The sequence below is a fragment of the Pseudomonas sp. RHF3.3-3 genome, assembly GCF_048069595.1.
GTDB lineage: Bacteria > Pseudomonadota > Gammaproteobacteria > Pseudomonadales > Pseudomonadaceae > Aquipseudomonas > Aquipseudomonas fuscovaginae_B.
This window is the reverse complement of sequence record NZ_CP182250.1, coordinates 342669-355000: the sequence shown is the minus strand read 5'-3', so window position 1 is coordinate 355000 and position 12332 is coordinate 342669. Positions and strand designations below refer to the sequence as shown.

Sequence of the window (12332 nt, the reverse complement as noted above, 5' to 3'; positions counted from 1 at the left end):
CATCCTTGGCCCAGACCACGAACACATCGGCGATCGGGCTGTTGGTGATCCACATCTTGCTGCCGGTCAGGCTGTAGCCACCCTCGACCTTGCGCGCACGGGTGACCATCGCCCCCGGATCGGAACCGTGGTTGGGTTCGGTCAGGCCGAAGCAGCCGATCCACTCGCCAGTGGCCAACTTGGGCAGGTACTTCTGCTTCTGTGCCTGGGTACCGAATTCGTTGATCGGCACCATCACCAGTGAGGACTGCACACTCATCATCGAGCGATAGCCCGAATCGACGCGCTCCACCTCACGGGCGATCAGGCCGTAGCTGACATAGTTCAGGCCACTGCCGCCGTACTCGACCGGAATGGTCGCACCGAGCAGGCCGACTTCGCCCATTTCGCGGAAGATCGCCGGGTCGGTCTGTTCATGGCGGAAGGCTTCGAGCACCCGTGGCGCGAGCTTGTCCTGGGCGAATTGCTGGGCGGTGTCGCGAATCATCCGCTCCTCTTCAGTGAGCTGTTGATCCAGCAGCAGCGGATCGATCCAGTTGAAGCTAGCTTTAGCGCCCATCAGAGACTCCTCGCAAAACAGGTCAAATATCGTGGTTTGATCCTAGGCGCCGCTGGCAGATCCGGCAAACGAGGATTTCGCATGCTGTTGTGCTAATTTCTCACTCCGAAAGCTACTCAACAGCCATTTACCAGCGCCTTTAGTGAGATTGCCGTACATGCGCAGGAAGATTCCCAGCACCGCCGCCCTGATCAGTTTCGAAGCCGCCGCTCGTCACGAGAGTTTTACCAAGGCCGCTGTCGAACTTTCCCTCACCCAGGGCGCCATCTGCCGACAGATCGCCAGCCTGGAGGAGTTCCTCGGCATCGAACTGTTCCGACGCTCGAGACGCGGCGTAAAACTCACTGAAGCAGGGCTTTCCTACAGTCGCCGGGTCGCCACCCAGCTGGACGCGGTCGAACGCGATACCTTGTCCGTCATGGGCCAGCAGGGCGCGAATGTGATCGAACTGGCGGTGGTGCCAACCTTCGGCACGCAGTGGCTGCTGCCGCGGCTCAAGGACTTCCAGCACAAGCACCCGGAGGTCACGGTCAACCTGACCAACCGCACCCGACCCTTCCTCTTCGCCGACACCGATTTCGACGCCGCCATCTACTTCGGCGATGCCGACTGGTCGGGCACCGAGTCCCATCGGCTGATGGGTGAGAACCCGATGCCGGTATGCAGCCCGAGCCTGCTGGGCAACCGCCAGAGCCTGAGCGCCGCCGAGATCGCCGAGCTGCCGCTGTTGCAGCAGACCACGCGCCCCTACGCCTGGCGCCAATGGTTCAACGCCCAGGAGCTGAACATCCCCCGCGACATGACAGGCCCGCGCTATGAACTATTCTCCATGCTGGCCCAGGCAGCCATGCACGAGATGGGCATCGCACTGATCCCACCGTTCCTGATTCAACGGGAATTGGCGGAAAAACGCCTGGTGATCGCCAACCCCAGCGCTCTCACCAGTATCAAGGCCTATTACCTGATGATTCCCGAACGAAAAGTCGAATCGGCCTCCCTGCGAGCTTTTCGCGACTGGCTGGTAAACCAGGCACAGGGCTACAGCCTGCTGAATTAAAGGCTTTTGGCGATATTTGACCCGGTAGTCAAATACCTAAAAAACCTACAGACATAATAATATGTCGCCTTTGTGCAAACTATGGCGGCTCCCCTGAAATTCGTACGAAAGTGCCGAAACTAAAGGCCTACAGGCGCTTTTACGACCAATATCGGCCCATTCACGCCGCCGATTCGAAATTTCTCCATTTCCAACCAGAATTCTTCCAAGGCCTCTATTTTGCGGGCTTGCAGCCTATCAGTGCGACATTCGGTCACGGGGTGACTTGTAGTTAATTTTGCGTCACCCTTCATAATCTCTTGTAGGGTGGGTTTTTCGCCTGCAAAATGCCGCGCCCCGCCTGGAAAATGGCGGGATCGTGCTGATCGGCCGCTCCAGTCGCACCCTCCGCAGTGCACTGGCCTTCTTATAAAAAAGATCACGCAGGAGATTTGACGTGCACATTGGTGTTCCTCTCGAAACCCAGACAGGTGAGACTCGGGTTGCTGCAACTCCGGAAACCATCAAGAAGCTAGTCGGCCAGGGTCACAAGGTCACTGTTCAAAGCGGCGCCGGCATAGGTGCCAGCGTCATCGACAGTGCCTATGAGGTGGCTGGTGCCCATATCGGCAGCGCAGCCGAGGCCTTCGGCGCCGAACTGATTCTCAAGGTGGTGGCCCCCAGCGACAGCGAACTGGCGCTGATCAAGCCCGGTACCGTGCTGGTTGGCATGCTCAACCCCTTCAACAACGAAACCATCGCCAAGCTGGCCGACCGGGGTATTACTGCCTTCGCCCTGGAAGCCGCACCGCGCACCTCGCGTGCGCAAAGCCTCGATGTGCTCTCGTCCCAGGCCAACATCGCCGGCTACAAGGCGGTGCTGCTGGCCGCTCACTACTACCCACGCTTCATGCCGATGCTGATGACCGCCGCCGGTACCGTGAAGGCCGCCCGGGTGCTGATCCTCGGTGCCGGTGTCGCGGGGCTGCAGGCCATCGCCACCGCCAAGCGCCTGGGTGCGGTGATCGAGGCGTCGGACGTGCGTCCTGCGGTGAAGGAACAGATCGAGTCCCTGGGAGCGAAATTCGTCGACGTACCGTACGAAACCGACGAGGAGCGCGAGTGCGCGGTCGGCGTGGGCGGCTATGCCCGGCCCATGCCGGCCAGCTGGATGCAGCGCCAGGCCGTGGCCGTGCACGAACGGGCGAAACAGGCGGATATCGTCATCACCACCGCGCTGATCCCGGGGCGCAAGGCGCCGGTGCTGCTGAGCGCCGAGACCGTGGCGCAGATGAAGCCCGGCTCGGTGGTGGTCGATCTGGCCGCCGCCCAGGGCGGCAACTGCCCGCTGACCGTCGCCGACCAGGTGGTGGTGGCCCACGGCGTGACCATCGTCGGCCCGACCAACCTGCCCGGCGAAGTCGCCGCCGATGCCTCGGCGCTGTACGCCCGCAACCTGCTGGATTTCCTGAAGCTGGTCTTCAACAAGGAAAAACAGTTCGAAGTGAACCTCGAAGACGACATCGTCGCCGCGTGCCTGATGTGCCGCGACGGCCAGGTCATCCGCAAGAACGCCTGAGCAGAGGACCCAGAAGATGGAAGAGCTTATCTCCCCCGGTATCTACAACCTGATCATCTTCGTGCTGGCGATCTATGTCGGTTACCACGTGGTCTGGAACGTGACACCCGCGCTGCACACGCCGCTGATGGCGGTGACCAACGCCATCTCGGCGATCGTGATCGTCGGCGCCATGCTCGCCGCCGCCCTGACCGTGACCCCGCTGGGCAAGATCATGGGCACCCTGGCCGTGGCCCTGGCCGCCGTCAACGTGTTCGGCGGCTTCCTGGTGACGCGCCGCATGCTTGAAATGTTCAAGAAGAAAGCCCCGAAAGCCGGAAAAGAAGAGGCGCCCAAGTAATGAGCATGAATCTGGTAACGACGCTCTACCTGATCGCGTCGGTCTGCTTCATCCAGGCCCTCAAGGGCCTCTCGCACCCGACCACGTCGCGGCGCGGCAACCTGTTCGGCATGCTCGGCATGGCCCTGGCCATCGCCACCACCGTGGGCCTGGTGTTCAAGCTGGGGGCCGAGCTGGCCACCGCCGGCATCGGCTACGTGATCGTCGGCCTGCTGATCGGTGGCAGCGCCGGCTCGATCATGGCCAAGCGTGTGGAAATGACCAAGATGCCCGAGCTGGTGGCATTCATGCACAGCATGATCGGCCTGGCCGCGGTGTTCATCGCCATCGCGGCGGTGGTCGAGCCGCAGTCGCTGGGTATCGTCAAGCACCTGGGCGACTCGATTCCAGCCGGCAACCGCCTGGAACTGTTTCTCGGCGCGGCGATCGGTGCCATTACCTTCTCCGGTTCGGTGATCGCCTTCGGCAAGCTGTCGGGCAAGTACAAGTTCCGCCTGTTCCAGGGCGCACCGGTACAGTTCGGCGGGCAGCACACGCTGAACCTGCTGTTGGGCCTGGCGACCCTCGCCCTGGGCCTGACCTTCATGTTCACCGGCAACCTGGCGGCCTTCGCCCTGATGCTGGCTTTGGCCTTCGTGCTCGGCGTGCTGATCATCATCCCGATCGGCGGCGCCGACATGCCGGTGGTGGTGTCGATGCTCAACAGCTATTCCGGCTGGGCGGCGGCGGGCATCGGCTTCTCGCTGAACAACTCGATGCTGATCATCGCCGGCTCCCTGGTGGGTTCGTCCGGTGCGATCCTCTCGTACATCATGTGCAAGGCGATGAACCGTTCCTTCTTCAACGTACTGCTCGGCGGTTTCGGCAACACGGCGGACGCCGGCGGCCCGGCCGGCTCGAAAGAGGCGCGGCCGGTGAAATCCGGTTCGGCCGACGACGCGACCTTCCTGCTGACCAACGCCGACACCGTGATCATCGTGCCCGGCTACGGCCTGGCGGTGGCCCGCGCCCAGCACGCGCTGAAGGAACTGACGGAAAAGCTGACCCACCATGGCGTGACCGTGAAGTACGCGATCCACCCGGTGGCCGGCCGCATGCCCGGACACATGAACGTGCTGCTGGCCGAGGCCGAGGTGCCCTACGACCAGGTGTTCGAGATGGAGGACATCAACTCCGAGTTCGGCCAGGCCGACGTGGTGCTGGTGCTGGGCGCGAACGACGTGGTCAACCCGGCGGCGAAAAACGATCCGAAGTCGCCGATTGCCGGCATGCCGATCCTCGAGGCGTTCAAGGCCAAGACCATCATCGTCAACAAGCGCTCCATGGCCAGCGGCTACGCCGGCCTGGATAACGAACTGTTCTACCTCGACAAGACCATGATGGTCTTCGGCGACGCGAAGAAGGTCATCGAGGACATGGTCAAGGCCGTCGAATAAGCCTTGCTCCAGCGCAATACCAAAAACCCCATCCTTTAGTAGGTTGGGGTTTTTCTTTGCCTGCGAAAAACCGACCAAAGGCTCTGAATCAGGGGTCGGCATTCGACCTTGGTCGCGCGGCGAAACTTTTTGAAACCTCTAGACTGCGCATCTTGCTTCCGTTGCCCGAGAAAAAAATCCATGTACCGTGATCGTATTCGCTTGCCTTCTCTTTCCAGTAAGGTGATGAGCGCGGCTGATGCTGCCGCACTGATCCAGGACGGCATGACCGTCGGCATGAGCGGTTTCACCCGCGCCGGCGAAGCCAAGGCCGTGCCACACGCTCTGGCCGAACGCGCCAGGCAGGAGCCGCTGAAAATCACCCTGATGACCGGCGCCAGCCTGGGCAACGATCTCGACAAGCAACTCACCGAAGCCGGCGTGCTGTCGCGCCGCATGCCATTCCAGGTCGACAACACCCTGCGCAAGGCCATCAACGCAGGCCAGGTGATGTTCATCGACCAGCACCTGTCGGAAACCGTCGAACAGTTGCGCAACAAGCAACTCAAGCTGCCGGACCTGGCAGTCATCGAGGCGGTGGCGATCACCGAGCAGGGGCATATCGTGCCGACCACCTCGGTGGGCAACTCGGCCAGCTTCGCGATCTTCGCCAAGCAGGTGATCATCGAGATCAACCTGGCGCACAACCCGAACCTGGAAGGCCTGCACGACATCTATATCCCCAGCTATCGGCCGACCCGCACGCCGATTCCGCTGGTGAAGGCCGACGACCGCATCGGCAGCACGGCGATCCCGATCGACCCGGCGAAGATCGTCGCCATCGTCATCACCGAGCAGCCCGACTCGCCGTCCACCGTGACGCCGCCGGACAGCGAAACCCAGGCCATCGCCGACCACCTGATCGCCTTCCTTAAAGAGGAAGTGGCCGACGGTCGCATGACCAACAGGCTCGGCCCGCTGCAGGCGGGGATCGGCAACATTGCCAACGCGGTGATGTGCGGCCTGATCGGTTCGCCGTTCGAAGACCTGACCATGTACTCCGAAGTGCTGCAGGACTCGACCTTCGATCTCATCGATGCCGGCAAGCTGTCCTTCGCCTCCGGCAGCTCGATCACCCTGTCGGACCGCCGCAACAGCGACGTGTTCGGCAACCTCGAGCGCTATAAAGAGAAGCTGGTGCTGCGCCCGCAGGAAATCTCCAACCACCCCGAGGTGGTGCGCCGCCTGGGCATCATCGGCATCAACACCGCCCTGGAGTTCGATCTGTACGGCAACGTCAACTCCACCCATGTCTGCGGCACGCGGATGATGAATGGCATCGGCGGCTCCGGCGACTTCGCCCGCAACGCACACCTGGCGATCTTCGTCACCAAGTCGATCGCCAAGGGCGGCGCCATCTCCAGCGTGGTGCCGATGGTCAGCCACGTCGACCACACCGAACATGACGTCGACATCCTCGTCACCGAAATCGGCCTGGCCGACCTGCGTGGCCTGGCTCCACGTGAGCGGGCGCGGGAGATCATCGACAACTGCGTGCACCCCATGTACCGCGCCGCCCTCAATGACTACTTCGAGCGCGCCTGCGCCCTGGGCGGCCATACCCCACACATCCTGCGCGAAGCACTGAGCTGGCACATCAACCTGGACGAAACCGGGAAAATGCTCGCCGACTGATTGAAACAGTTCCCCGCTGACGCCAACACAGTTTCGTCAGCGGGGCGACCGATCCGTACGAACCAGAAAAAACTGTACTGCTGTACCGGTCTTTTTTTCCTCCAACTCCCCTCTCAACCTCCTCACCTGGGCAAAAACGCACCAATATTGTGCGGATAGGTACAGTTGCCTCAATTCCGAGCAGTACAGCCCCTATAAACAGTTAACTGGTCCCTCACAATACAGGTGAACTGTATCTAGAGAGACTGGGCAAATGAGAGGATCATTGGCATCAGTCGAAGTTAAACCACTCCCTGATCCCGCCAAAAGCGGAAGGATGTCAACCATGGAACGTACACTCAGTTCCGAACTGTTCTACGAAAACACCGCCACTGAAGCCAAAGCCTCTCTGCCTCTGCGCATTCTGGCCAACCTGATGCTGTGGCAGCGCCGTATCGCCAGCCGTCATCAACTGGCTCGTCTGGACGCACGCCTGCTGGCCGACGCCGGCATCAGCGAAGCACAGCGCTACGAAGAGCTGAGCAAGCCGTTCTGGCGCTAAGCAGCGCCCGCTGGCCCTGACCCCCGGGGTTCACCGCCAGCAACCGAATTGAAACGACAGAGCCCGTCGCGGGAAACCGCGACGGGCTCTGTCGTTTTCGGGCAGGCGTTTTTTGGGCAAGGAACTGTGAAAGGGGATTACAGGTACAATTTCAATAAATCAAAAATATGACCAGTACAGTTAATCGAATCCGACGAAAAGGCTCTAGGTCGCCCATCAGGGCGGTGAAACCGGCTTTCCGCCGCCCGGGAACTGCGCCTAATATCGCGGTCATAGGTAGCCCGCAGCACGGAATGTGCGTCTGAGGTTCATCGTTCCCGTGTTCGAGCGGCCGTTTCTGTCTTGCTGTTCCTCTTCCACGTCCAGGAGATTCATCATGTCCCGTCTTCGCCTGCTCGGCGCTGCCAGCCTGTTGTGCATGGCCGCCACCGCCCACGCCAGCAGCTTCATCGCCACCACCGATGCCCTGGTCGGTGCGCTCCAGGCCACCACCGACACCACGTCCGACGCGACCTCGTCGCTGCGTGACAACAAGATCGTACGCGCCGCCCGGGACGACGCCGCCAGCTTCGTCGCCAGCGAAGGCCGCATCCGCGGGGTGAAACTGGAAAGCGCCTTCGACACCATCCGCCGCCAGGCGCCACAGTTGCAGGCCAGCGACGCGCAACTGGCGCAGGCGATCCTGGCGATCTGACGAGCATCATCGTCACTGGAGCGTGGCTTGCCCGCGAAGAGGCCGGCAAGTCTTGCGCAACAGCATGGAATCGCTCACAAAGAGAGGCCATCCCAGCTCCTCGGAAGCGCGGCGCAGACCACCGCGCTGGTCCTGACCGGCTCATTCCGCTAGCCTTGACGCTCGTTCAATCAGCCATCGAGACTCATGCGTTCATTATCCTTATTGCTCATAGCCCTCAGCTGGATCACTCAGGCCCACGCATTCGACATGACTACCCAAGGCGTCGTTGTCAGCGGTTATGTCACCAGCCAGGTGACCACCGCGCCCTTCGACCATAAACTGATACTGGCGGCCCGGGATGATGCCGCCGCCTTTGTCGCCAGCGACGGCCTGGTGCGGGGAGCGCAGCTGGAGTCGGCCTTGACCTGGTTACGCCAGAGCCGGCCAAAACTTCATGCAAGCGACCTTGAACTGGCCGAGGCAATTCTCGTCCAATAGTCACTTCTGTATCCGGAGACACTTCATGCGTACCCCCCTGATCGCCGCCGCCCTCGGCTTGTTGTTGCTGGCCGATGCGGCCTCGGCGCATACCCTGGTGGCCACCAGCAACATCATCGTCCGTGCTTCGGGTCGCACCATCGACTTCACCTCGGACACCACCACCTCGATCCGTGATTCGAAAGTGGTCCGCGAAGCCCATGACGACGCCGCCAGCTTCGTCGCCAGCCATGGCGAGATCCGCGGCGCGCAACTGGAAGCCGCCTTCAACGCCCTGCGCACCCAAGTGCCGGAAGCCCGCGACGCCAGCGACCAGACCCTCGCCGAAGCCATTCTCGCCCTGTGAGGCCATTTGCCGGCTGGCTGCTGGCCTGCGCACTGTTGCTTGGCGGCAACGCGGCCCAGGCCAGCCTGCAATTGCAGCTCAACGGCGACGGCCTGAGCCCGGCCGAACAGCGCGCCAGCCAGGCGCTGCTGGATGAAGCGATCGCCCACCTGCCACCCCGCTTCATCGAGCAGTTGGACCGGCGCATCACCCTGAGCTGGTCGACCCGAATGCCGGACAACGCCTATGGCGAGGCGTCCCTGGTCGCGGAAATCGAGCTCAACCGCAATCTGTTGCCCGGCCTGGTCGACGGCTCGGCGGCGACGAAGAAGACCCACCGTCCCCACGGCACCGTACGTGAGGAAATGCTCGCCACCGTGCTGCACGAGCTGACCCATATCTACGACCGCGCCCGCCTGTGGCCCGACGCCGAACGCCGGCTGATCCAGCGCTGCACTCGCCAGAACGACAACACCGGCCTGGTCGGCCTGCGCGATGAATGCCGCGGCCAGATCGATCGACGCTTCACCCTCAGCGATGACCCGCGCCTGCTGGACCTGGCCGGCTGGCCGCAATCGGTCGGCACCCGCGGCCAGCGCGAGCAGCACAACAAGCAGGTGGCCCGCAGTCCGGACCTCTACGAGACCACCAACCCCAAGGAGTTCGTCGCGGTCAACATGGAGTATTTCCTCCTCGACCCGGCCTACGCCTGCCGTCGTCCGGCGCTGTACCGCTACTACCAGGAACGTTTCGGCTGGGCGCCGCCGGGCAAGGACGACTGCGCCAAGGCCTTCCCGTTCCTCAATGCCGGCAACGACTTCGGCAAGACGCCCCTGGGCCGCATCGACCCGGAACGGGTCTATGAAGTCGACTACCTGCTGGCCGAGGCCAACCAGAACTGGGTCAGCCGCTGGGGCCACAGCATGCTGCGCCTGGTGATCTGCGCCCCCGGCCGGCCACGCGGGCCGGATTGCCGGCTGGACCTGGACCAGCACCTGGTGCTGTCCTACCGTGCCTTCGTCAACGATGTGCAGCTCTCGACCTGGGGCGGCCTGACCGGCGCCTACCCGTCACGCCTGTTCGTGCTGCCGCTGGCCCAGGTCATCGACGAGTACACCAAGACCGAGCTGCGCAGCCTGGCCTCGGTACCGCTGAAACTGTCGCGCCGGGAAATCGAGGAAGTGGTCGAACATGCCGCCGAGATGCACTGGAGCTACGACGGCAACTACTACTTCGTGACCAACAACTGTGCGGTCGAGACCCTCAAGCTGTTGCGCAGCGGCACCGACAACGCCCAGCTCAAGGGCCTGGACAGCATCATGCCCAACGGCCTGCTGGAAGTGCTCAAGGGCAGGGGGCTGGCCGACACCAGCGTGCTCGACGACCCGCGCGAGGCCCTGCGCCTGGGCTATCGCTTCGACTCCTACCGGGACCGCTACCAGGCAATGTTCGAGGTGCTGAAACAGCATCTGCCGATCCAGCAGGAAACCGTCGAGGACTGGCTGACCCTGCGCCCGGCGGAACGCCGCCCCTGGTTCGCCCAGGCCGACCTGCGCACCAGCGCCGCCTTGCTGCTGCTGGAGCAGGCGGGTTACCGGCGGCAGTTGCTGCTGGCCCAGGACGAGGTCAAGCAGAAGTACCTCGGCGGGCGCGAGATCAAGGACGGCGGCATGGACCAGGCCAACCGCACGCTGCAGGCGATCCTCGCCAACAGCGGCTTCCTCAGCCGGCCGGCGGAGCTGCTGGGCAGCAGCGGCTATGGTCTGCCACAGCCGGGCGAATGGCAGCGCCTGGAGGCCGAGAGCGCCCAGCGCCAGCAACAGTTGCAGCGCCTGACCGGCGACCTCGACAAGGAAGTGCGCAAGCTGCTCGACCCCGCGCGCGAAGCCGAGATCGAGGCCAGCGAAGCCAACCTGAAGATGGTCGGCGAACACCTGCGCAGCCTGCACAAAGCGGCGGGTGGCCTGGAGTTACCTTAAAAGCTAGACCATCGCTATACGATCAAACCAATATCGCGTGCCTTGATGTCGTTGATGACAGATACCGACGTGGGCTCAAATCCCAGCGTTTTGACGAGAGATTTCATTTCTTTTTTCAACGCATCATTCAAGCCAGGCAGCTTCTCCTTGGGAGCACCAAGAATTATTAGCACAAGTTTGAAACCACACGAACCAATGTCTAATTCCTTCAGAGCCACCGGTAGTTCGGCAGCCGCGTCACCATGACGCCCAAGACATGAGGCGATGGTGAGCTGCACTGCATTCGTCAACTTCTGACGAATCTCCCCCATGAACATCGTAAAATCGCGCGGAATACTTGACTTCGCCTCCACAACCCAGGCTTCTTCCGCCCCCTTCGAAGAGGTCCTTACCAATACAAACTCGGCAATTTTCACCCCTTCTCCGGATTTTCTATAAACAGAGCTGCGTTCTATAGGGAAAAACTTGTCCTCGTCATAGGGGCCAAATCGCATACCAGACTCATCGAATAAAATACTCATCCCAGAGTGAGCTCCAGTTCTTGCTCGTAAAGCCTGATGGACTCATCAATGATCGGGTTATCAGGAAGACCTGCCTGCAGATCATCGGACACCCAACGATCGCCAAGTGACGATAGGACAGGGATGGAGACATTGTTTCTTTGTGCTGCGAGGTACAACGCTTTCACAACAAAATAGGAATGGCTAGCGATAAAAAACTGAATGCCTCGCCCAGCAAGACTGACAATGATTTCTATCAATTTGCTAATAGCGACAGGGTGCAAAGCGGATTCAGGCTCGTCGATGAAGACCACCGAGTCAACTGAGAGGTAGCGGTTACCCAGTAATGTATCAAGAATCGAAATTTTCTTGATTCCCTCAGCCGTCGCACCAATCTGAAATTTTTGATTACCTTTCTTGAATTGCCAGCGGCTCGAACCACTGTCAAATTCAACCTTACCACCCAATATCTCTTCCAGGTTCTTTCGAGCTCTCGCAAACTGCGCGAAATTTCTACCGCTCGTAGGCGACAGACGGAGCGCTTTGGCCAAGTCGTAATAGGTATCATCGAAACCAAAGTCTTTATCGACTTCACGGCTTTTCAAGATAATATGCTGGAGAGAAAGTACTTCTTTCGGAGGCAAGAACACAGAGTTGCTTTCTCGCGGAGCAACATGATTTTCCAAAGAGTTGATGTTTTTCGTTGTATCCTTACCAAACCCATAACGAAATAAATTATCATCGACCTTAACTTTGCAAGACAGTGGACTATCTGAATTTTTTGCAACCAGATCACCAATTTTATCTGTCTGAAAAGTCCAATATAATTTGTCGGCCAGAATTTCCGCGGCACTACGCTGCTCATTTCCGCGCTGATACTCTTCGATAGTGCGCATAGTGCAATACAGGGCTTTGAGCAAGAAAGTTTTACCGCTGCCATTAGCACCAATAACCAGGTTGATATTAGAAAGATCACCCCAGCTAATATCCTGCAAAGGTCCAAAATTTTTTAACTCAATGCTATTGAGCATCGGCTGAAGCTCCTCTCTAGCCCAGAACCAGAAAATGAGATTATCACTGCTGTCCTCTTACGGCCATCGTGCCCCAAAAGCAGCACCAGGATAAGTCTCACAAAACATTGCTATAGAGCTGGCTTGACCCTCCACACCTATCTACATATGCTCCCATT

At 60.5% G+C, this 12332-nt stretch carries 13 protein-coding genes (1 of these 13 only partly in view); 10 read left to right on the top strand and 3 right to left on the bottom strand.

The features are described from left to right. Positions 1–559: the 5' end (the start) of an acyl-CoA dehydrogenase gene (locus ACMGT0_RS01595; protein WP_054059138.1), read on the bottom strand. 623 nt of this gene lie to the left of the window's left edge; only the first 559 of its 1182 coding nucleotides appear in the window; it begins with the start codon at positions 557–559; the stop codon falls past the left edge of the window. Positions 560–716: 157 nt separating this feature from the next. Between ACMGT0_RS01595 and ACMGT0_RS01590 the strand changes: the two genes are divergently transcribed. The 10 genes from ACMGT0_RS01590 (at position 717) to ACMGT0_RS01545 (ending at position 10643) form a co-directional block, all read left to right on the top strand. Next, positions 717–1616, top strand: coding sequence for a LysR family transcriptional regulator (locus ACMGT0_RS01590; RefSeq protein WP_054059139.1), 900 nt, complete (start codon positions 717–719; stop codon positions 1614–1616). Positions 1617–2052: 436 nt separating this feature from the next. Then, the gene (locus ACMGT0_RS01585; protein WP_416771225.1) at positions 2053–3174 is read left to right on the top strand and encodes a Re/Si-specific NAD(P)(+) transhydrogenase subunit alpha; all 1122 of its coding nucleotides are present in this window, start codon (positions 2053–2055) and stop codon (positions 3172–3174) included. A 16-nt stretch (positions 3175–3190) separates the two neighbouring features. After that, positions 3191–3514, top strand: coding sequence for an NAD(P) transhydrogenase subunit alpha (locus ACMGT0_RS01580; protein ID WP_054059141.1), 324 nt, complete (start codon positions 3191–3193; stop codon positions 3512–3514). Further along, positions 3514–4950, top strand: coding sequence for an NAD(P)(+) transhydrogenase (Re/Si-specific) subunit beta (locus ACMGT0_RS01575; protein ID WP_054059142.1), 1437 nt, complete (start codon positions 3514–3516; stop codon positions 4948–4950). Before ACMGT0_RS01580 ends, ACMGT0_RS01575 begins: the two co-directional genes overlap by 1 nt. Positions 4951–5130: 180 nt before the next feature. Beyond that, the gene (locus ACMGT0_RS01570) at positions 5131–6624 is read left to right on the top strand and encodes an acetyl-CoA hydrolase/transferase family protein (protein WP_416771222.1); all 1494 of its coding nucleotides are present in this window, start codon (positions 5131–5133) and stop codon (positions 6622–6624) included. Positions 6625–6949: 325 nt separating this feature from the next. Further along, positions 6950–7165, top strand: a complete 216-nt coding sequence (locus ACMGT0_RS01565) for a DUF1127 domain-containing protein (RefSeq protein WP_017902681.1) — start codon at positions 6950–6952, stop codon at positions 7163–7165. A gap of 376 nt (positions 7166–7541) precedes the next feature. Continuing rightward, entirely contained in the window at positions 7542–7859 is a 318-nt protein-coding gene (locus ACMGT0_RS01560) for a DUF2388 domain-containing protein (protein ID WP_054059144.1), read from the top strand. 186 nt (positions 7860–8045) lie between these two features. Next, positions 8046–8339, top strand: a complete 294-nt coding sequence (locus tag ACMGT0_RS01555; RefSeq protein ID WP_054059145.1) for a DUF2388 domain-containing protein — start codon at positions 8046–8048, stop codon at positions 8337–8339. A gap of 25 nt (positions 8340–8364) precedes the next feature. After that, entirely contained in the window at positions 8365–8685 is a 321-nt protein-coding gene (locus tag ACMGT0_RS01550; protein ID WP_054059146.1) for a DUF2388 domain-containing protein, read from the top strand. Beyond that, positions 8682–10643, top strand: a complete 1962-nt coding sequence (locus ACMGT0_RS01545; RefSeq protein WP_416771219.1) for a DUF4105 domain-containing protein — start codon at positions 8682–8684, stop codon at positions 10641–10643. The genes ACMGT0_RS01550 and ACMGT0_RS01545 overlap by 4 nt, the downstream gene beginning before the upstream one ends. A 14-nt stretch (positions 10644–10657) precedes the next feature. Here ACMGT0_RS01545 and ACMGT0_RS01540 read toward each other — a convergent pair whose 3' ends face one another. Both ACMGT0_RS01540 and ACMGT0_RS01535 read right to left on the bottom strand, forming a co-directional pair. Beyond that, positions 10658–11164 (bottom strand): hypothetical protein, encoded by a 507-nt coding sequence (locus tag ACMGT0_RS01540; protein ID WP_054059147.1) that lies wholly within the window; start codon positions 11162–11164, stop codon positions 10658–10660. Beyond that, entirely contained in the window at positions 11161–12174 is a 1014-nt protein-coding gene (locus ACMGT0_RS01535; protein ID WP_054063368.1) for an AAA family ATPase, read from the bottom strand. Before ACMGT0_RS01535 ends, ACMGT0_RS01540 begins: the two co-directional genes overlap by 4 nt. Positions 12175–12332 lie beyond the last annotated feature (158 nt).

Coding starts and splice junctions, on each gene's coding strand:
- ACMGT0_RS01590 (WP_054059139.1), top strand. CDS start 717: ATGCGCAGGAAGATTCCCAGCACCGCCGCCCTGATCAGTTTCGAAGCC.
- ACMGT0_RS01580 (WP_054059141.1), top strand. CDS start 3,191: ATGGAAGAGCTTATCTCCCCCGGTATCTACAACCTGATCATCTTCGTG.
- ACMGT0_RS01575 (WP_054059142.1), top strand. CDS start 3,514: ATGAGCATGAATCTGGTAACGACGCTCTACCTGATCGCGTCGGTCTGC.
- ACMGT0_RS01570 (WP_416771222.1), top strand. CDS start 5,131: ATGTACCGTGATCGTATTCGCTTGCCTTCTCTTTCCAGTAAGGTGATG.
- ACMGT0_RS01565 (WP_017902681.1), top strand. CDS start 6,950: ATGGAACGTACACTCAGTTCCGAACTGTTCTACGAAAACACCGCCACT.
- ACMGT0_RS01560 (WP_054059144.1), top strand. CDS start 7,542: ATGTCCCGTCTTCGCCTGCTCGGCGCTGCCAGCCTGTTGTGCATGGCC.
- ACMGT0_RS01555 (WP_054059145.1), top strand. CDS start 8,046: ATGCGTTCATTATCCTTATTGCTCATAGCCCTCAGCTGGATCACTCAG.
- ACMGT0_RS01550 (WP_054059146.1), top strand. CDS start 8,365: ATGCGTACCCCCCTGATCGCCGCCGCCCTCGGCTTGTTGTTGCTGGCC.
- ACMGT0_RS01540 (WP_054059147.1), bottom strand. CDS start 11,164: ATGAGTATTTTATTCGATGAGTCTGGTATGCGATTTGGCCCCTATGAC.
- ACMGT0_RS01535 (WP_054063368.1), bottom strand. CDS start 12,174: ATGCTCAATAGCATTGAGTTAAAAAATTTTGGACCTTTGCAGGATATT.